Source organism: Idiomarina solivarensis (assembly GCF_033052755.1).
Classification (GTDB): Bacteria; Pseudomonadota; Gammaproteobacteria; order Enterobacterales; family Alteromonadaceae; genus Idiomarina.
In genome coordinates this window covers 37,213-55,895 of record NZ_JAVFHZ010000006.1, presented here as the reverse complement: position 1 = coordinate 55,895, position 18,683 = coordinate 37,213, and the positions used below count along the sequence as shown (strand labels likewise).

The window sequence follows — 18,683 nt, the reverse complement described above, 5'->3', positions numbered from 1 at the left end:
GGCAAGCCCGCCCTATGGTGGTTGCTTGTGTCGGTAACTATATGATTATTCAGGTTTCCAGCCCCTGGCGGCTGGTTGTGATGAATCTTCCCTTAACGAGTAGTGCAAACGCATATGATTACGATCAAGAAAGGGCTGGACATCCCTATCAAAGGGGCGCCTCAGCAAAAACTATCCGACGGTAAGGCTGTAACAACGGTCGCTACCCTAGGTGAAGAGTACGTGGGTATGCGCCCAACCATGCACGTGAAAGTTGATGATCAGGTTAAAAAAGGTCAATTAATTTTCGAGGACAAGAAAAACCCTGGTGTCAAATACACAGCCCCCGGTGCTGGTGTAGTTAAAGACATCTTGCGTGGTGAGCGCCGAGTATTGCAGGCCGTTGTGATTGAATTGAAAGGTGACGAACAAGTCACTTTCGAAAAATTTGAGAGCAATAAGCTAAATTCAATAGGTCGTGAGAAAGTTCAGGAGCTTTTGGTTGAGTCTGGTCAGTGGACTGCGCTGCGCACCCGTCCCTACAGCAAGACTCCGGCACTAGATGCCGAAGCTAGTGCAATTTTTGTGAATGCGATGGACACTAATCCATTAGCTGGCGATCCGACGTTGTTTATCAATGAACAGAAGCAAGCCTTTATTGACGGTTTGAAAGTGTTGTCGAACCTGACTGAAGGCAAGCTGTTTGTTTGTAAAGCCGCTGATGCGGAAGTGGATACTGGTGACGCGGATGTCACGCTAGAATCTTTTTCTGGTCCTCATCCGGCAGGTTTGGTTGGGACGCATATACACTTCTTGCAGCCAGCGAGCATAAAACGTCCGGTATGGCATATTGGCTATCAGGACGTTATTGCTTACGGTAAATTATTCACAACAGGTGAAATTTTTACTGATCGGGTTGTTGCGGTTGCGGGCGAAGGTGTCAATGAACCTCGCTTAGTTCGTACCCGTTTGGGTGCTAACCTGCAGGAATTAACTGACGGTGAGTTAAGTGGTGATAATCAACGAATCATCTCCGGTTCTGTCCTACATGGTCACACCGCAGATGATGAACACGCTTGGTTAGGTCGCTTCCATAATCAGGTGAGTGTTATTCCTGAAGGCAACTATAAAGAATTCCTGGGCTGGATTCGTCCGGGGTCTGATTTGCATTCGGTTACTCGTGCTTATGCCGGACACTTTAATCCGAAAAAACGTTTCAGCATGACAACGTCGATGAATGGTTCGCCACGTTCTATGGTGCCAATTGGTAACTATGAACGTGTTATGCCGTTAGATATTCTGCCGACATTACTGTTGAGAGACCTTCTGTCAGGCGATACGGATGAAGGCCAGCAACTCGGTTGTCTGGAATTGGACGAAGAAGATCTCGCATTGTGCACTTATGTTTGCCCTGGGAAATATGAATATGGCCCGGTGCTGCGTGACTGTCTCACTAAGATTGAGAAAGAAGGCTAACCATGAGCTTGAAAGACACACTCGAGCGTATTGAACCGCAGTTCGAAGAAGGCGGTAAATACGAGAAGTGGTACGCGCTTTACGAAGCCGTAGCCACTATATTGTACACACCAGGTACTGTGACTAAGTCGGCTACGCATGTTCGTGACCGTATCGACCTTAAGCGCATTATGATTTTGGTGTGGATGATGACCTTCCCGGCCATGTTCTGGGGGATGTATAATGTTGGTAACCAGGCTGCCATGGCATTAATGGACGGTTATCAGCTGTCTAACATCTGGCAGGTTGATTTATTCCATCTACTGGGTGGTGAACTGGGGGCCGACGCTGGTTGGGGCGCGAAGATGTGGTATGGCGCATGCTTCTACCTGCCTATTTACGCGGTAACCTTCTTCGTTGGTGGTTTCTGGGAAGTCTTATTTGCGTCTATTCGCAAACACGAAGTGAATGAAGGCTTTTTCGTTACCTCGGTTCTATTCTCATTAATTTTACCGGCAACAACACCTTTATGGCAGGTTGCTTTAGGTATCACCTTTGGTGTTGTCATTGGTAAGGAAATTTTCGGTGGTACTGGCCGTAACTTCCTTAACCCTGCGCTTACGGGCCGTGCCTTCTTATATTTTGCTTATCCGGCCAGCATGTCTGGTGACTCTATCTGGACTGCGGTTGATGGTTTCTCCGGTGCGACCAGCTTGGGTAAAGCTGCTCTGGGTAACCTCGATTACGCTAACACAGAGCTATGGTGGGACGCATTTCTTGGTAACATCCAGGGGTCGATTGGTGAAGTCTCAACCTTGTTGATTCTCATTGGCGGTTTAGCATTAATTTATTTCCGCATAGCCTCTTGGCGAATTGTACTCGGTACCTTTGTCGGCATGGTTCTGTTCTCGGGGTTATTAAACCTGATTGGCAGCGAAGCGAACCCAATGTTCGCGATGCCTTGGTACTGGCACCTAGTCTTAGGTGGGTTTGCCTTTGCGATGATGTTTATGGCAACAGACCCAGTCTCCGCGTCCTTTACGAATAAAGGGAAGTTCGCGTACGGCTTGTTAATTGGTTTTATGACGGTCATGATTCGTGTCATTAACCCGGCATTTCCGGAAGGCATCATGTTAGCCATCTTGTTTGCTAACGTCTTCGCACCGTTATTTGACCACTTTGTAGCACAGGCAAATATCAAACGGAGGTTAGCGCGCAATGGCTAAGAAAAATGAGAGTTTAGGCAAGACCGTTGGTGTCGTGCTAGCGCTTTGCCTGGTGTGTTCAATCATTGTTTCAGGCGCGGCTATTGGCTTGAAGCCTTTGCAGGAAAAAAATGCCGCACTTGCTATGCAGGAAAACATTCTTGATGCAGCGGGTATTTTAGAGCCCGGAATGGATATACCGGCCGTATACGACAAGCGCATAAAGCCTTTAGTCGTTAGTTTGGAAGACTACGAAGTGTTGAAGGACGTTAACCCTGCTAACTTTAGTAATCGTAAAGCTGCTGGCGATCCGGAAACCAGTGTCCAGCTTAAGAGAAGTGAAGATATCGCTGGCTTAGGCACCATGGAAACCAGAACTGAAGCCTATTTGGTGATGGATGAACAAGGCAACAGGAACGGTGTTGTGCTGCATATCCGTGGACAGGGCTTGTGGGGAACCATGTATGGGCTAATCGCATTGAAAAGTGATTACGATACTGTGCGCGGCGTTTTATTCTATGAACACTCAGAAACACCGGGGCTTGGTGGCGAAATCACTAACCCTGCCTGGGTTAAAACTTGGGAAGGTAAAGAGCTCTTCGGTGAAAACGGCAAAGTGAAGTTTGACGTGGTTAAAGGCGGTGCAAGTTCAGAGCACGAAGTTGATGCGCTCTCAGGTGCAACCTTGACCAGTAATGGTGTTGATGCGCTGATTGATTTCTGGATGAGTGATAAAGCGTATGGACCGTTACTTGAAAAACTTCGCAAAGGAGAACTGACCAATGGCTAGTGTAAAAGAAATGAAGTCCGTACTATTCGGTCCGATCTTCGCGAACAACCCCATTGCGCTGCAGATATTAGGTATCTGTTCGGCATTGGCGGTCACCTCGAAAATGAGCAATACGCTGGTTATGTGTATAGCACTGACCGCGGTAGTGGCGTCTTCGAACTTTTTCATTTCGATTATTCGCAACCATATTCCATCGAGCGTTCGTATCATTGTGCAAATGACGATAATAGCCAGTTTGGTTATTGTTGTTGATCAGATATTAAAAGCTTATGCCTACTCAATTTCGAAAGAACTTTCGGTATTCGTAGGACTGATCATCACTAACTGTATCGTGATGGGGCGTGCTGAAGCCTATGCAATGAAGAGTACGCCATTCATGTCCTTACTGGACGGCCTTGGTAATGGCTTAGGCTATTCGGTCGTGTTGTTAGTGGTTGGCTTTGTCCGTGAACTGTTCGGCTCAGGAAGCTTGTTTGATGTACAGATTTTACCTCTGGCATCTCAGGGCGGTTGGTACGAACCTGTTGGCTTATTGCTTATGCCACCAAGCGCCTTCTTCATTATTGGCGGCTTCATTTGGGTGCTGCGTACTTTCCGCACTGAACAAGTCGAACCTAAGGAGTAATGGTCATGGAACAATACATTAATTTATTTGTTCGCGCGGTTTTCATTGAAAACTTAGCGTTGTCCTTCTTTTTAGGTATGTGCACCTTCTTGGCGGTATCTAAAAAGGTAAAAACAGCCTTTGGTCTGGGTGTTGCTGTTATTGTTGTACTGGGTATATCAGTACCGGTTAACAATCTTATTTACCACAACATTCTTGCGCCAGGCGCTTTAGACTGGGCAGGTTTTCCTGATGCAAACCTGAGTTTCCTGAAATTCTTGACCTTCATTGGCGTCATAGCCGCTATCGTACAGATACTGGAAATGGCGTTGGATAAATACGTGCCGGCACTTTACAACGCCTTAGGTATTTTCCTGCCGCTAATTACGGTTAACTGCGCTATCTTTGGTGGCGTTGCTTTCATGGTTGAGCGTGACTACAACTTTGGCGAGTCAGTGGTCTACGGTATCGGTAGTGGTGTTGGCTGGGCATTAGCAATTGTCGCTTTGGCTGCTGTACGTGAGAAACTGAAATACGCGGATGTACCCGATGGTTTAAGAGGTTTGGGTATTACATTTATTTCAGTGGGTCTGATTGGTTTGGGCTTTATGTCGTTTTCCGGCGTATCCTTATAACCAGTGTGTTGAATCGGTAAAAGTAAAGGTACGAATCGATGCAAGAGATATATCTCGGTGTAGGGATGTTTACCATCATCGTACTGGCTTTGGTGGCGATTATTATGTTCGCCAAATCAAAGTTGGTACCTCAGGGTGATGTTGAAATCCTGATTAATGACGACGAAGACAAAAAAATCGTGACCCAACCAGGTACGAAACTTCTGGGAGCCTTGGCTAACGCAGGTATTTTCGTATCGTCAGCTTGTGGTGGCGGTGGTTCGTGTGGTCAGTGTCGCGTCACAGTTAAAGAGGGCGGTGGTGATATTCTGCCGACTGAACTCGATCATATTACCAAACGTGAAGCTCGTGAAGGGTGCCGCCTCTCGTGTCAGGTTAACGTTAAACAGGACATGGAAATAGAATTACCAGAAGAGGTTTTTGGTATTCGTAAGTGGGACTGTACCGTTAAGTCTAACGACAACGTTGCAACTTTCATTAAAGAGTTCATCGTACAATTGCCAGAAGGTGAGGAAGTGCCTTTCCGTGCGGGTGGCTTTATTCAGATTGAAGCTCCACCCCATCATGTGAAGTACAAAGACTTTGATATCGCAGAAGAGTATCACTCAGACTGGGATCGCTTCGGGTTCTTTGATGTTGAATCTAAAGTGGACGAGGAAGTTGTACGTGCCTACTCAATGGCGAACTATCCGGAAGAGAAAGGCATTATTATGCTGAACGTCCGTATAGCGACCCCGCCACCGAATGACTTAAGCTTGCCTGCAGGTAAAATGTCATCTTACATTTTCAGCCTGAAGCCAGGCGATAAAGTGACTATTTCCGGTCCGTTTGGTGAGTTCTACGCTAAAGAAACCGAAGCTGAAATGGTCTTTGTTGGCGGTGGTGCCGGTATGGCGCCAATGCGTTCTCATATTTTTGACCAGCTGCGTCGTTTGAACACCAATCGTAAAATTTCATTTTGGTATGGTGCACGTTCTAAGCGCGAAATGTTCTACGTTGAGGACTTTGATATGTTGGCCGAAGAAAATGAAAACTTCGATTGGCATGTCGCACTGTCTGATCCGCAGCCAGAAGATGATTGGGAAGGCGATACAGGTTTTATTCATAATGTTCTTTATGAGCGTTACCTTAAAGACCATGAAGCGCCTGAAGACTGTGAGTTCTACATGTGTGGACCGCCAGTCATGAATGCGGCAGTTATTAACTTGTTGAAAGATTTAGGCGTCGAAGACGACAACATCATGTTGGATGACTTTGGCGGTTAATCCATGAAGTTATTAAAACTGTCTATCGCAAAAAGCTGGCTGGCCCTTTTGGGGCTGGCCTTTTTAGTTTCTTGCTCAGATGCTCCGAAGAAAATAGCTTTCAGCGGCAGCACGATGGGTACGACCTACAGCGTGACGCTTTTTACTAAAGATCCGCGATACAATGAAAGCGAAATTAAGAGAAAAGTTGATATTGTTTTAGAGCGTGTTAATGCGCAAATGTCGACGTATGATCCAGACTCAGAACTTTCTAAATTTAATCAATTTGAAAGTACAGAACCTGTCGTTATCAGTCGGGATTTAGAACGGGTTATTAAAAGAGCGCTTGAAATTGCAGAGCAAACGGATGGTGCTTTAGATGTGACGGTTGGGCCGCTTGTTAACTTATGGGGTTTTGGCCCAAAAGCAAAGCCAAACAACCAACCTTCAGGATCAGAACTAGAAGCAGCGCAGCAACGAACAGGTTATGAAAAGCTACGAGTTAAAAACCATCAGTTAATAAAAGATGTGCCTAATATGTACATCGATTTATCAACAATTGCTAAAGGGTATGGCGTCGATCGCGTAGCGCATTTATTAGATCAATTAAAAATACAGCAGTATCTGGTTGAAATTGGTGGAGAAGTTATTGCTAAAGGTGGTAAACCAAACGAGTTGCCATGGCGATTAGCAGTAGAAAGACCGGTTTCTACGGAACGTGCAGTGCAACGTGTTGTCGAATTTAAAGACGGTGCCTTAGCCACCTCAGGTGATTATCGGAACTTTTTTGAAGAGAATGGACGGCGATATTCACATATTATTGATCCGGCAACGGGTTTTCCGATAACACATAATCTGGTCTCGGCGTCGGTGTATACAGAGGACACGATGTCCGCTGATGCATACGCAACAGCATTGTTGGTTATGGGAACAGATAAGGCACGGTCATTTGCGCAGAAGCATAATTTGGCAGTCATGCTCATCTACAAAACAGAAGACGGTTTTGATGAGTATATCAGCGACGCTTTTAAGCCGTTGCTGACCGAGCAGGAGTAGGAGTTTTAATGCAAACCTTTATAATGGTATTCGCCTTGTTTGTTATTGTTGTACTGGCGATGGCCGTAGGTTACATAGTACAACGTAAGACAATTTCCGGAAGTTGCGGTGGTATCAGCGCGCTCGGTATGGATAAAGCGTGCGATTGCGATGAACCATGTGAAAAACGCAAAGAACGGATGAAAAAAGAAGAAGCGTGGAAAGAAAACCAGATTCATTGACCCTTTTAGTGATAAAGGTTATAAACATATAACTTTTTGTTTAGTAGGAGGGGTGCATGAAACCAGTGAATATTCAGGCTAACGCGAATGAGCTTTATCTGGACTGTAACGCGACCACTCCGGTACTCCCCGAAATTATAAAAGCCGTTTCTCACACTATGGAAACGGTTTTTGGTAACCCCTCAAGCAGCCATATTACGGGCTTAAGAGCTCGATATATTCTGGATACAACGCGTCAATTAGCCAGAAAAGTCATTGGTTTACAATCCGGGCGCCTCATTTTTACCAGTGGTGCAACTGAAGGAATACAAACGGCCGTCGTTTCTGCTATCTATGCAGCGATGCAAGTTGAACCAACGGAGCGGAAAAGTTGCTTGCTGTATGGTGCGACAGAACACAAAGCAGTTCCACAGGCGCTGGCACACTGGAATCAACTTTTAGGGTTGAACGCTGAACTCGTGGCTATACCAGTCGATAAAGACGGTCTGCTGGATACTCAGTTTATCTCGGAGCATGTAAAAGATGCGGCCATGATATGCACCATGGCGGTGAATAACGAAACGGGTGTTGTTCAGGATCTAAAGGAACTTGAACATGTGATCCGTCAACATAACGCCGATGTCCCCTGGATGGTTGATTGTGTTCAGGTTTTAGGAAAAAAATCTCTGAATTTAGATGAAACCACGATTGATTATGCTCCGTTTAGTGGTCATAAATTGTATGGACCTAAAGGCATTGGCTTCATGGCGGTGCGGGACTCTGCTCCTTATACGCCGCTTATCATCGGGGGCGGCCAGGAGTCAGGACAGCGTTCCGGAACTGAGAATTTACCCGGAATTGCCGCGTTAAATGCCTTGTTTGAATTGTTGCTGGATGAAAATAGCACTCGCTTTCAGAGTGAAGCCACGCTCCAGAGTTATCGTTCGCAACTGGTTGATTCATTGACTTGTGCTTTCCCGTCAATCGTGTTTAATCACGACTTGAAACGGTCTGTGCCGACCACTCTGAACTTCTCTGTGGGAGGTGTAGCCTCACGCGACATTATGGATGTTTTCGATGCCTGCCAGATAAGAGTTAGTTCGGGCTCAGCCTGCAGTTCAAAAGTGACAAAAAGCTTTGTATTGGATGCAATGGGACTAGAAGAGTGGCGTAGCGGATCAGCTATCCGGTTGTCTTTTGGCCCCGCGACTCAGCAGAGTGAAATAAATGAAGCTTGTGTCAGAATTAAACAAGCGTCGGATGCGCTAAGAGACTCGTGCTTAATCGTTGCTGATACAAATAATGATAACGACTTTCAGCTAGATGGCGTGGTTCAGCTTAAGTACGATGATCACTGTTGCTATCTGGTGATTGATCGTAAAGCGAAAGAAATTGCTGTGATTGATCCGCACCCGGCTTTGGCTGGCAGAATTGAGAACATTGTTAATTGCCAGGGCTATCGAGTTAAAGCTGTTGTTTCTACGGTTGCTGAATCAGCCATGAGTGAATCAGTTGAATTGCTGGCCCCGATACTTATCCCGTTGCGCTCAAATGACGAGTACGATGTGTTTGGCTGGTCCAGAGAAATTGAGCAATGCGACGTTGTGCCGGTTAAGTGTGAAGGCAGTGTTAGTGGTTGTATTAGTATTGGTGAGCGGTGTTTGTTCCGAATTGGTTCTCGTAACCCCTTTTATATTCTAAGTGAATCAGCGGCATTTAAAAGTCGCGTTCATTCAGACTTTTTGTTTACCGGCACCGAGGTATCGAAACAAGCCTATGAGTGTTTTGTGAGTGAAGAAACACTGATATGCCCCGGACGAGATCCCGAGCACCACATTGCTTATACCTCTTGTGAATTAAGGGGAGACTGTGGTGTTGATGATGAAGTAAATATTCCTATCGGAGACACTGATGAGTTTTGGCATCGTGAGGATTTGCTGATTATTGATGTGCGAGAGCGTCAGGAACATGTATTGTCAGACATCCCGTGTTGCGCAGAAGTCATCAATGTCCCTCTTACCGAAGTTATTCAGTTCATTCAAACCAACAGACACCTGCGTGGAAGGGATATTATTTGCTTATGCCGTTCGGGCAACAGGAGTCAAGTGGTTGCCAACGTCTTGAAACGTCATGGATTTAATAGCCGCCACTTACTGGGCGGCCTTGCCTTATTGCAGTCACCCGCCGCTTAATTAAGCTTTTAAAGCTTGTTTTGCTTTTGCGGTGACTGCCATTGTAAGCGGGCAACGTAACCGTCTTTCCCAACCAGCCAACAGCTAATATCATCATGACATTGGATGTTCCAGATATTGGCGTTGGATAACTGTGCCCATTGACGAGTTTTCAAATTGAGAACTGCGGCACCCTGTGGGTTAGACGTTAATAGCCAGGAACCGTTGTGTTCGACGAGGCTTAAGCTGTAGAGCGCGCCTGTCATAGGGGGTTCCGGAAGTGCCTCGAAAGTTTCATCAGCATAGTGCCAAAGGCGCTGAACGCTGTCAGAGTTTTCGCCTAAATCACCACCAGCAATATAAAACGATTCTTCATTAATCGGCCAGATACTGGTAATTCCCGCCATCGGCCCTGCTGGCATAGGTGTCTCAAGCACACGAAAACGGATACCGAATGAACCTTTTATAAGTACTCTGGCTGTATCAGCGTTTCCGGTCGCTATCATCCAGGTTTTATTATTAAAGCGAGCGCAACTGCCACTGGAAGCAAAGCCACCCTCATTTGACAGGGGAGGCTCAGCCACAGCACTTCTTACCTGTAGCCAGTTGCGTCCATCGGTACTGTGTATCATTCGCCACTCATCACCCACACTGTCGCCATGGATCCAGGCTTCACCATCCGGGGAGAGTGCCATACAATTAAAAAAGCTGTTCGGCTCGCCGCGAAAACGTAAACGCCAACTGCTACCACCATTGTCGGTATAATAAATTCGAGACTGCCCATTGTTGCCTACGCTGACAGCGTAGGCGCGACGGTCGTCGATTGCTTCAATATCACGAAACTCAAGGTCGTCCGGACCGGGTTGGAAATATTCCCAGCTTTTACCCGCGTCTGTGGTTCTTGCAACTGTTCCGTTTTCGCCGGACAGCCATACTGTATTACGGTTAACAGGGCTAACGCCTATCCAGTGTTGTTGACGAACATTCTCAAATAGCTCTATCTGCGGGAGCTCAGCTGCCGCTGAAAAACCCATTAATAGGGTGAAGGGCAAAGCGAGCCTAATCGTCTTGATGGCTCGCTTTAGTGGCTTCGGTGTCATAGACGCAACCTAATTAGTTATTCATGTTACTGAGTGTAACACGTTTATCTTCTTCTAATACGCCCGTTCAGAGTCATCGGTTTACTGTGCATCGAAGCATAACCCGTTATCAGAGAGACTGTCTTCACTCATGAGATAAAGGTAAGTTGGCATGAGATCCGCCGGTGTTTTTAATGTGCTTTGATCTTCTGCAGGATAGGCCTTGGAACGCATGGAGGTGCGAGTGGCTCCAGGGTTAATGACATTGGTACGTAGCGTTGTGCCTTCGTATTCGTCGGCAATGATTTGAGCCATCCCTTCGGTGGCAAATTTACTGACCGAATAAGGGCCCCAAAATGCCCGACCTTTTCGCCCGACACCAGAAGAAGTGAAAACTAAAGAGGCATTGGGTGATTTTTCCATAACTGGGATAAGCGCCTGAGTCATAGCGAACTGTCCGGTGACGTTAACCTGCATGACGTCGTCCCAGCTATCCTTTTCTATATGAGTAAAAGGGGAGAGAATACCTAACAGACCTGCGTTATGCAGCACACCGTCTAATTTGCCGAACTGATCAGCTATTGTTGCGGCCATATCACGATAATGATTTTGGGTTGCACCTTTTATGTCTAATGGAATGATTGCCGGTTGGGGGCTTTGCTGGCCAATAATTTCATCGTAAACAGATTCTAACTTGCTGACAGTGCGCCCTAATAAAATGACCGTAGCCCCGTGTTTAGCGTAGCTTAAAGCTGCCTGACGGCCAATGCCGTCGCCAGCACCTGTCACTAGAATGACTTTATTTTTCAGTAGTTCAGGACTGGCCTGATAATTATGTACAGTTTTAATTTCCATAACAGTTTCTTAATACCATTGGACTGTGGTCGGGTGAGTAGGCTATTGTAACGATATTCGAATAACTTCTCAGCAAACGAACGAAAAATCGGTAAAAATCCTTTCATCTTAATTCATACAGGTGTATAAAAATCGTTAAGAGAAAGCATAGAATAACAAATCATAAAAAAGGATTGGGGATACCTCATGAAGAAATTATTACTCCCATTAGCAATTGGTTCTGCTCTTAGTCTGGTCGGCTGTGGCAGTGGCGACGAAGCACCAGTTACAGAGAGTGAAGTGAATGTAGCGGCCACCCGAGTGGTTTTTGACCCATCAAATGGTGCTTTGCCTGTTCCGACGAATATACTGTTGAGCGGCTCCGTAGACGGCACTTTAAATATTCCTGTAGAAGACCCAACCGCTATAAGCGATCCGCAAGTTGCGATTAACGCACTTGATGGTTGGGGTACACATTCAACATTGGCTTTTAACTTCTCGCTACCGGTTAATCAAGACGGCGAGCAAGTTACTGTCGAAGCGGCAAGCCTGGAAGCGCAAGGTTCAATACGCGTATTTGAAACGATTCAGGGCGGCAACGATATTTCAGCCGATTGTGCTGCTCTCAATCCGGCAGCTGTGTGCGCAGTAACTGACGAACTTCAGCATGGAACCGATTTTACGGTTAAGGCGACAGGTGAAGGCAGCGTTGCGATTGTTCCGTTACGTCCATTTAAACCGGCAACCGGTTATTTGGTGGTATTAACCGATAATATTCAGGACTCACTGGGGCGCGATGTTAAGCCATCTCAGACTTATACATTGATGAAACGAAGTGTCTCTGAAAATCCAGTGTCTGGTGACCCAAGCGCTTTGGCACTACAAGGTCTGATTAATAGTTATGAAGGTGCATTAGCACAGTACGGTGTTGATCCTGAAGGTGTTATTTATAGCTCGAACTTTACGACGCAATCTGTAGGTGATGTTCTTGGCGTGACGAAAAGCTTATTAGGTCAGCAGACAGCAGCCTCTAACCCTCCAGTGCTGCAAGCCGCTCCTCAGGGCTACACACTGGATGTTGTCTTATCGGGTGCAGGTATTACCGACCCTAATGCACTTGCCGCTGCAAGTGCTGCAAGAGTGTATGGTGGTCAAGTCGACTTACCTTATTACTCTCCATTACCGAGTGCAGAAAATCCAACCGCTCCGTTGACGGGTCGCTGGATGGCGCAGTGTGATAGTCCTGCCGCTATTCTTAATGGCTTGCAAGCCGGTGAAATTGACCCTGCGGCTGAAGGTATCAGTGCGGCGATGATTGATGATCCATCCTTAATGCTGCCGCCTAATGCGTGTTTTGATATTGAAGGAGTGGACGAGGCTCGCCATTTAACGAAATATAACCCCGTGCCAGAAGCTCAGGGGACTCAGACGGTTGATGCGTTTATTACGATTCCTGAACTGGCAACGGCAAACGGTGTTCGTGCTCAAATGGGACTTGACCCGTTAACCGCTCCGGCTAACGGTTGGCCTGTTATCATCTTCCAGCACGGTATTACCGGTGAAAAAGAAAACGCCGCAGCCATTGCGGGTACTTTTGCGGTAGCTGGTTTTGCGACAGTGGCAATTGATCACCCGTTACACGGTGCGCGTGCATTTGACGTGGACGGTGATGGCACTGATGATATTGATGCATCCAGTTCATCGGGCGTTACAGCGTATATGAATTTAAGCAGCCTGCTGACAACGCGTGACAATTTACGTCAGTCAATTACGGACTTGCTGGGATTGCGTCTAAGCCTTAATTACTTCCAGTCGGCCGATGGGGCTGCTCTAAACGGACAGGACGTGCACTTTGTAGGGCACTCTCTGGGCGCTATTTCAGGCACTGGTTTCACGGCATTGACGAACACGTCGTTTGGCGAAGGCAACCCATTAGCAGCATTGGATGGGCAGTTTTCTGTACAGGCTTCAAGTTTAGGAATGCCAGGTGGCAGTTTAGCTAACTTCTTACTGGCATCAGAGCAGTTTGGGCCTGTTATTAAGAGTCAACTGCTGTATGCCGCAAATGAAGAGTTTGCCGCAGCGGTTAACGCTCAGGCTGAAGCGGCCGGTGCTGCGCCAGGTTCGGCTGCTTTCCAACAAGTATTAGTGCAAACTTATGCCGCTTTTGTTGAGGGTGCATCGGCTGAGCAAGTTGCGCAAATTAACGCCACATTTGAGCAGTTCGCGTTTGCGGCTCAGACTGTTGTAGATTCTGGCGACCCGGTTAACTACGCTGCGCCAGTCGTGGCTTCAGAAACACCAATCCATATGATTGAAGCCATTGGCGATACGGTCATTCCAAACTCAGTGGAAAATAAACCACTAGCAGGCACTGAGCCTTTAGCTGCGTTACTTGGTCTTGAGGGGATTTCTACCACGACAACGTCAGAAGATGGCACGCCGGTTTCAGGCATCGTGCGCTTTATCGAAGGCGGGCATGGTTCATTGGTTGATGCATCGGCATCGCCGGCGGCTACTGCTGAAATGCAGCGTCAAATTGCGTTTTGGTTCGGTGCAGATATGTTGCAACTTACCGTGAGCAATGAAGCCGTGGTACAATAAACTCATCGTTCGGTAATAAAGAACATTGGTTAATAAAGGCCGGCAATTATGCTGGCCTTTTTCGTATTGGGGGAATGCATGGAATTTTTAGCCGACATTGGCGGTTTTGTTATAAAAGCCGCGATTATTGTCATTGCGGTTGTTTTTATTGTGGGTGTTATCGCTCAGGCGGCACAGAAGCAAAAGAAGAATAAAGGTGACTTACAGGTCACGCATTTATCCAAAGAGCTGAACGAGCTGAGTGAACAGTTAAAAATTGAGCTGATGGACAAAAAGGCGCAGAAAAAAGCCTTGAAAGCGCTTAAGAAAAAGAAACCTCAGACGAGTAAAGAAAAACGCCTCTTCGTGGTTGATTTTAAGGGCAGTATGGATGCAAAAGAGGTGGATAGTCTGCGCCATGAAGTGGACGCTATTTTAAACTTAGCTACCGAAAAGGACGAAGTGTTGGTACGCCTGGAAAGCGGTGGTGGTGTTGTCAACGGTTATGGCCTGGCAGCCGCTCAATTATTGCGCTTGAAAGATCACAAGTTAACAGTGAACATCGCTATTGATAAGGTGGCTGCAAGTGGTGGTTACATGATGGCGTGTGTGGGTCATAAACTGTTGGCGGCCCCTTTTGCTTTTATTGGGTCTATTGGCGTTGTGGCGCAAATACCTAACTTTCATCGCTTGTTGAAAAAACACAATGTTGATTTTGAACAACTGACCGCAGGTGAATACAAGCGTACCTTAACCCTCTTTGGTGAAAACACGGACGAGGGACGCCGTAAGTTTAAGCAGGATTTAGAAGCCATTCATCGTCAGTTTAAAACGTTTGTGCAGGAAAACCGCGAGGAACTGGATATTGATAAGGTTGCGACCGGCGAAGTCTGGTCCGGGCAGGAAGCCAAGGAACTGGGGCTGATTGACGAAGTGACAACCAGTGATGCCTGGTTGATGAGTCAGCATAATGCCTTTGAGGTCTTACAGCTACAGTATGTGGTTCGAAAGCCTCTCAGTGAACGCTTTGCTAAAGGGATGTCGGTTATTATTCATGCCGTTAAGTCTTCGTTAACTCGGTCAGATGTTGCACAATGAAAGGTGTTCGGCGTAGCCTCAACGTTTTATAGCTGCTTATTAAAAGGCTTTCTGATAGGCTATTGCAGTTTTTAAGAATGAATAATAAAGGACTCTTATGAGCGAAAAGAAAAAACTCAGCCTGACTAGCCGTATTGTCATCGGCATGGTCGCTGGGATCATTCTCGGTACCCTTATTCGTTACGTAGTTGGTGACAATGCCTGGGTTTCATTGTATTTAACCAATGGACTGTTTGACGTTGTTGGTCAAATATTCATTACTTCATTAAAAATGCTGGTTGTACCGCTGGTGTTTGTTTCACTGGTGGTTGGTACTTGCTCATTAAGTGACCCAAGTAAACTCGGGCGCTTAGGCGGAAAGGCCGTGGGCATGTACATGATAACGACCGCAATTGCGATTAGCTTTGCTATTTTTTCGGCCGTTTTGGTTCAGCCCGGTGAAGGTATTGAACGCGCTTCTGACGCGACTTTCGAACCTAGTCAGGCACCGTCAATAAGTGAAGTTATCGTTAACCTATTCCCGGATAATCCAATTAATGCCATGGCTGAAGGCAATATGCTGCAAATTATTGTGTTTGCGTTGCTGTTTGGTATTTCTATGGCGTTAGCAGGTAAACCAGGTGAGCGGTTAAAGAGCTTTTTCGATGATTTGAATTCAGTCATAATGAAGTTAGTTGTCATTTTAATGAACCTGGCGCCTTACGGTGTGTTCGCCCTTATGGCAAAGCTTTTTGCGGAAACCGGCGTAGAGATGATAGGCAGCTTAGCTAAATACTTCCTGTTGGTTCTGTTCGTGCTTATTGCTCATGGACTTATTGTTTATCCACTATTTTTGCGCGTTCTGGCAAGGGTTAAGCCTGGCATTTTCTTACGGAAAATGCGCGATGCTCAGTTGTTTGCTTTTAGTACTGCAAGCAGTAATGCGACCATACCTATTACTCTGGAAACGGTCACTCGTCGCTTAGGGGTTAAGAACAGTGTCGGTTCCTTTACTGTACCTCTTGGCGCCACTATTAACATGGATGGCACCGCGATTATGCAGGGTGTGGCCACTGTATTTATCGCTCAGGTTTATGGACTCGATTTGAATATTGGTCAATACCTGATGGTGATTCTGACCGCAACACTGGCATCTGTTGGTACTGCTGGCGTCCCTGGAGTTGGCTTGATAATGCTGGCTATGGTACTGCAACAGGTCGGCTTGCCGGTTGAAGGCATCGGTCTCATTATTGGCGTGGATCGTTTACTGGATATGACCCGAACCGCAGTCAATGTCACTGGTGATGCCATGGTCAGTTGTGTGGTTGCGCGCTCAGAAAACGATTTTGACGAAGAGGTGTTTTACGACAAAGAAGCCGGCAAAAAGCTGGAAGAACTTTAGTTTTTCAAAATGGCGCATGCTATAGGCATGCGCCAGAACAATCAGCAGGGCAAGCCGCTGTGAAACTTGAAGTCGTCGTCAGAGGATTGAATCAACTCTTTTTCAATTTCCCCAAAGTATGCAATACGTTCTGAAATATCATTATCGCTGATCTCTCTGGCTAGAGCTAGATAATCCTGATAGTGGCGAGCTTCTGAGCGAAGTAGTGAATAATAAAACGTGCTGAGCTTGGCAGTTAAGTGCGGAGCGACCGCAGCGAAACGCTCGCAGGAGCGAGCTTCAATATAGGCTCCGCAAATAAGTTTATCAATGAGCGCGGCTGGTTCATATGTGCGAACATGGCTTAATAAGCTTCGTGCGTAGCGACTAGATGTGATCTTATCGTATTTAATTCCTAATTCTTCAGCTATCTCAAGTACTTGATAAAAATGGTGCAACTCTTCTTTTATAAGGAGAACCATTTTGTCGATTAAAGGTTGGCTGTAAGGTCTTCTGGATTTAGGAACCATGCGCTTATTGAAGGAACTGTAATCGGCGAGTTTGCGCCAATCGCCGACAAGACGGTAAGTAAAGTCTTCATAAGGTTTTAGCCAGTTTAATAACGCTTTTCCGCTTTCTTCATCAACGGCGTAACGGCGAATGAGCAGCATTGCACTTTGCGCTGCTTTTAGCTCGCAAATGAGATGATCTCTTAACAAAGTTGGTAGATTTTTTTCTTTTTTAGCTTCTTCGACCCATTCTTTTGGAGTAGAACACTTTAAAAAGGAGCGTAAAGGAGAGAGTAAGCTCTCCACCTCAGATTCTTCCTGAAAAACGGTTTCTGTCATAATCTAAAATAACTTCCTCTACTTTTTGGTCTCTATTGTACGGAATGCCGAGTCTATTTTGTATTTTTTTAATAAAAACCAAGCAACACCAAAGAAAGCGGTAAAGCTAATGGCTGTAATAATAGCGGGACTTGGATCTTGAACGGTAGAAATTGAGCCAGCATAGCTGGCAATAACAGAGTAGGGGACAATGCTTATTAACCAACAGGTAATAAACTTCCAGAAAGGCAGTTTAGTGAGACCAGACAAACAGGCGGAAACTTCTGGCAATATAGGAACGGCTCTTGATAATAGGATAATATAATAACCGTGTTTATTAAATGCACTGATAGCTTCATTTCTTTGCGTTTGGCTTTTTATGAGCCATTTAAAAAGATAGCTACCGTAGCTTCGGTTGAGAACGTACCCCACTACTCCAGCAAAAAGAAGTCCGGTGATTGCAGAAAGTGAAGCAGTTACTGGTCCCAGAAAAAACCCTCCCAACAAAATTACAGACAAAGTGGGAATAGCGACAAACAAATCGGCAAAAAGTATGAGAATCAATATGAGTGCGATCCATTCTGGAGATGATCGGTTCATTGTTATAAAAAAGTTGTTAATTTTTTCTAACGAGAGTACACCTGCCATGTTAGCTAGTATGAAAGTGCTCGCGAATATCAGCCCAAATAGAAGCACGATTTTAATTAATCCACTCATTTCCTAACTCCTCTTCATCATGCTGCGAGCCAACCCTGGAGCAATAGTTAGCAGTAGCGGAAGAAATCGAGTTTTCCCTATATAGTTTTTTTGTCTTTCTTTTTCTAGCCCTTTAATAATCGCTATTGCGGCTTTTTCGGCTGAAATTTTATTCGCCCCTCTCCCAGTGGTCATAGGGGTATCAACAATTGGTAGGTATGCTTCCAGAATACCAATATTTGTTTCAATAACCTGATATCTCAAACTTTGAGAAAAACTCCTGAGGGCAGCTTTGGTGGCACAGTAAATGGCGGAAGATTTCTTTGGTGTTAGGGCTAGACCAGAGTTGATATTGAGAATATAAGATGATTCTTCTTGCTTAAGAGCAGGCAATAACAAGAAGCAAAGGGAGCAGATTGCAGTTAGATTCGTATTGATTTCACGGGCAACATTTTCGTAGACAAAGGTATTATCGATAAAAGTCGTTGGGTATTGAACTGCTGCGTTATTGATAAGAATATCTATTTTTGGCGTTGAGCTGATAATTTTCTCTGCTAAATTAGGATACGTACAAGCGTTGGATAGGTCGGCTTGAAATGTTTGTAGGTGGGGGAATGCGTGTTTTAACTTATTTAAACGTTCTGCTGAGCGAGCGACTACACTGACCTGATTGTTCCGGCTTAAAAGCTTTACTAATTCAAGACCCACTCCCGAAGTTCCACCCGTTATCACAATCGTTTTGTTGAAAAGCTGCATAGCATTTTCCTGATTTCAGTTTTTGTTGGAAATCTACTATAGAATTAGAAATGGATAGCTTCATTAACCCAGGTTAACGGTTTTGAGAAGTTTTAACCGTAGATAATAGAG

Annotated in this window: 17 protein-coding genes; 12 read left to right on the top strand and 5 right to left on the bottom strand. The window is 45.7% G+C overall.

Annotated elements, in window-relative coordinates; all coding sequences use genetic code 11:
• Positions 1-114: 114 nt before the first annotated feature.
• The 9 genes from RBK99_RS10805 to RBK99_RS10765 are packed head-to-tail and all read left to right on the top strand — an operon-like array spanning position 115 to position 9,360.
• A complete protein-coding gene (locus RBK99_RS10805; protein WP_317504617.1) occupies positions 115-1,455 on the top strand; it encodes a Na(+)-translocating NADH-quinone reductase subunit A in 1,341 nt (446 codons plus the stop codon).
• 2 nt (positions 1,456-1,457) lie between these two features.
• A complete protein-coding gene (locus tag RBK99_RS10800; protein ID WP_317504616.1) occupies positions 1,458-2,660 on the top strand; it encodes an NADH:ubiquinone reductase (Na(+)-transporting) subunit B in 1,203 nt (400 codons plus the stop codon).
• A complete protein-coding gene (locus tag RBK99_RS10795) occupies positions 2,653-3,429 on the top strand; it encodes a Na(+)-translocating NADH-quinone reductase subunit C (RefSeq protein WP_317504615.1) in 777 nt (258 codons plus the stop codon). Before RBK99_RS10800 ends, RBK99_RS10795 begins: the two co-directional genes overlap by 8 nt.
• A complete protein-coding gene (locus tag RBK99_RS10790; RefSeq protein ID WP_317504614.1) occupies positions 3,422-4,054 on the top strand; it encodes an NADH:ubiquinone reductase (Na(+)-transporting) subunit D in 633 nt (210 codons plus the stop codon). The genes RBK99_RS10795 and RBK99_RS10790 overlap by 8 nt, the downstream gene beginning before the upstream one ends.
• Before the next feature lie 5 nt (positions 4,055-4,059).
• On the top strand, positions 4,060-4,668 hold the full coding sequence (gene nqrE / locus RBK99_RS10785) for an NADH:ubiquinone reductase (Na(+)-transporting) subunit E (protein ID WP_317504613.1): 609 nt from the start codon (positions 4,060-4,062) through the stop codon (positions 4,666-4,668).
• Between the two features lie 38 nt (positions 4,669-4,706).
• Positions 4,707-5,933, top strand: a complete 1,227-nt coding sequence (gene nqrF, locus RBK99_RS10780) for an NADH:ubiquinone reductase (Na(+)-transporting) subunit F (RefSeq protein ID WP_317504612.1) — start codon at positions 4,707-4,709, stop codon at positions 5,931-5,933.
• A gap of 3 nt (positions 5,934-5,936) precedes the next feature.
• Positions 5,937-6,968 (top strand): FAD:protein FMN transferase, encoded by a 1,032-nt coding sequence (locus RBK99_RS10775; RefSeq protein WP_317504611.1) that lies wholly within the window; start codon positions 5,937-5,939, stop codon positions 6,966-6,968.
• An 8-nt stretch (positions 6,969-6,976) separates the two neighbouring features.
• Complete coding sequence (gene nqrM, locus RBK99_RS10770; RefSeq protein ID WP_317504610.1) at positions 6,977-7,189, top strand: (Na+)-NQR maturation NqrM; 213 nt, start codon at positions 6,977-6,979, stop codon at positions 7,187-7,189.
• Between the two features lie 56 nt (positions 7,190-7,245).
• On the top strand, positions 7,246-9,360 hold the full coding sequence (locus RBK99_RS10765; protein ID WP_317504609.1) for an aminotransferase class V-fold PLP-dependent enzyme: 2,115 nt from the start codon (positions 7,246-7,248) through the stop codon (positions 9,358-9,360).
• Positions 9,361-9,368: 8 nt separating this feature from the next.
• Here the strand turns inward: RBK99_RS10765 and RBK99_RS10760 are convergent, their stop codons facing one another.
• Both RBK99_RS10760 and RBK99_RS10755 read right to left on the bottom strand, forming a co-directional pair.
• Positions 9,369-10,439, bottom strand: a complete 1,071-nt coding sequence (locus tag RBK99_RS10760) for a WD40/YVTN/BNR-like repeat-containing protein (RefSeq protein ID WP_317504608.1) — start codon at positions 10,437-10,439, stop codon at positions 9,369-9,371.
• Between the two features lie 81 nt (positions 10,440-10,520).
• A complete protein-coding gene (locus RBK99_RS10755) occupies positions 10,521-11,273 on the bottom strand; it encodes a YciK family oxidoreductase (protein ID WP_317504607.1) in 753 nt (250 codons plus the stop codon).
• Between the two features lie 186 nt (positions 11,274-11,459).
• Here RBK99_RS10755 and RBK99_RS10750 point away from each other — a divergent pair, with 186 nt between their 5' ends.
• The 3 genes from RBK99_RS10750 to RBK99_RS10740 all read left to right on the top strand — a co-directional run bounded on the left by RBK99_RS10750 (position 11,460) and on the right by RBK99_RS10740 (position 16,314).
• Entirely contained in the window at positions 11,460-13,856 is a 2,397-nt protein-coding gene (locus RBK99_RS10750) for a VolA/Pla-1 family phospholipase (protein WP_317504606.1), read from the top strand.
• 78 nt (positions 13,857-13,934) lie between these two features.
• Positions 13,935-14,933, top strand: coding sequence for a protease SohB (gene sohB, locus RBK99_RS10745; protein ID WP_317504605.1), 999 nt, complete (start codon positions 13,935-13,937; stop codon positions 14,931-14,933).
• Positions 14,934-15,030: 97 nt separating this feature from the next.
• Complete coding sequence (locus RBK99_RS10740; RefSeq protein WP_317504604.1) at positions 15,031-16,314, top strand: dicarboxylate/amino acid:cation symporter; 1,284 nt, start codon at positions 15,031-15,033, stop codon at positions 16,312-16,314.
• Positions 16,315-16,355: 41 nt separating this feature from the next.
• Here RBK99_RS10740 and miaE read toward each other — a convergent pair whose 3' ends face one another.
• From miaE to RBK99_RS10725, 3 genes are read right to left on the bottom strand one after another with little or no spacing between them, the layout of a single operon-like run.
• Positions 16,356-17,141: a tRNA isopentenyl-2-thiomethyl-A-37 hydroxylase MiaE gene (gene miaE / locus RBK99_RS10735; RefSeq protein ID WP_317504603.1), complete on the bottom strand. Its 786-nt coding sequence runs from the start codon at positions 17,139-17,141 to the stop codon at positions 16,356-16,358.
• 18 nt (positions 17,142-17,159) lie between these two features.
• Positions 17,160-17,837 (bottom strand): TVP38/TMEM64 family protein, encoded by a 678-nt coding sequence (locus tag RBK99_RS10730; protein WP_317504602.1) that lies wholly within the window; start codon positions 17,835-17,837, stop codon positions 17,160-17,162.
• A gap of 3 nt (positions 17,838-17,840) precedes the next feature.
• A complete protein-coding gene (locus RBK99_RS10725; protein ID WP_317504601.1) occupies positions 17,841-18,572 on the bottom strand; it encodes an SDR family oxidoreductase in 732 nt (243 codons plus the stop codon).
• Positions 18,573-18,683 lie beyond the last annotated feature (111 nt).

Bases quoted from the DNA above. Each gene is read 5' to 3' on its own strand.
- RBK99_RS10765 (WP_317504609.1), top strand. From the start codon at position 7,246: ATGAAACCAGTGAATATTCAGGCTAACGCGAATGAGCTTTATCTGGAC.
- sohB (WP_317504605.1), top strand. From the start codon at position 13,935: ATGGAATTTTTAGCCGACATTGGCGGTTTTGTTATAAAAGCCGCGATT.
- miaE (WP_317504603.1), bottom strand. From the start codon at position 17,141: ATGACAGAAACCGTTTTTCAGGAAGAATCTGAGGTGGAGAGCTTACTC.
- RBK99_RS10725 (WP_317504601.1), bottom strand. From the start codon at position 18,572: ATGCAGCTTTTCAACAAAACGATTGTGATAACGGGTGGAACTTCGGGA.
- RBK99_RS10740 (WP_317504604.1), top strand. From the start codon at position 15,031: ATGAGCGAAAAGAAAAAACTCAGCCTGACTAGCCGTATTGTCATCGGC.
- nqrE (WP_317504613.1), top strand. From the start codon at position 4,060: ATGGAACAATACATTAATTTATTTGTTCGCGCGGTTTTCATTGAAAAC.
- RBK99_RS10755 (WP_317504607.1), bottom strand. From the start codon at position 11,273: ATGGAAATTAAAACTGTACATAATTATCAGGCCAGTCCTGAACTACTG.
- nqrM (WP_317504610.1), top strand. From the start codon at position 6,977: ATGCAAACCTTTATAATGGTATTCGCCTTGTTTGTTATTGTTGTACTG.
- RBK99_RS10805 (WP_317504617.1), top strand. From the start codon at position 115: ATGATTACGATCAAGAAAGGGCTGGACATCCCTATCAAAGGGGCGCCT.
- RBK99_RS10795 (WP_317504615.1), top strand. From the start codon at position 2,653: ATGGCTAAGAAAAATGAGAGTTTAGGCAAGACCGTTGGTGTCGTGCTA.
- RBK99_RS10800 (WP_317504616.1), top strand. From the start codon at position 1,458: ATGAGCTTGAAAGACACACTCGAGCGTATTGAACCGCAGTTCGAAGAA.
- RBK99_RS10760 (WP_317504608.1), bottom strand. From the start codon at position 10,439: ATGACACCGAAGCCACTAAAGCGAGCCATCAAGACGATTAGGCTCGCT.
- RBK99_RS10790 (WP_317504614.1), top strand. From the start codon at position 3,422: ATGGCTAGTGTAAAAGAAATGAAGTCCGTACTATTCGGTCCGATCTTC.
- nqrF (WP_317504612.1), top strand. From the start codon at position 4,707: ATGCAAGAGATATATCTCGGTGTAGGGATGTTTACCATCATCGTACTG.
- RBK99_RS10730 (WP_317504602.1), bottom strand. From the start codon at position 17,837: ATGAGTGGATTAATTAAAATCGTGCTTCTATTTGGGCTGATATTCGCG.
- RBK99_RS10750 (WP_317504606.1), top strand. From the start codon at position 11,460: ATGAAGAAATTATTACTCCCATTAGCAATTGGTTCTGCTCTTAGTCTG.
- RBK99_RS10775 (WP_317504611.1), top strand. From the start codon at position 5,937: ATGAAGTTATTAAAACTGTCTATCGCAAAAAGCTGGCTGGCCCTTTTG.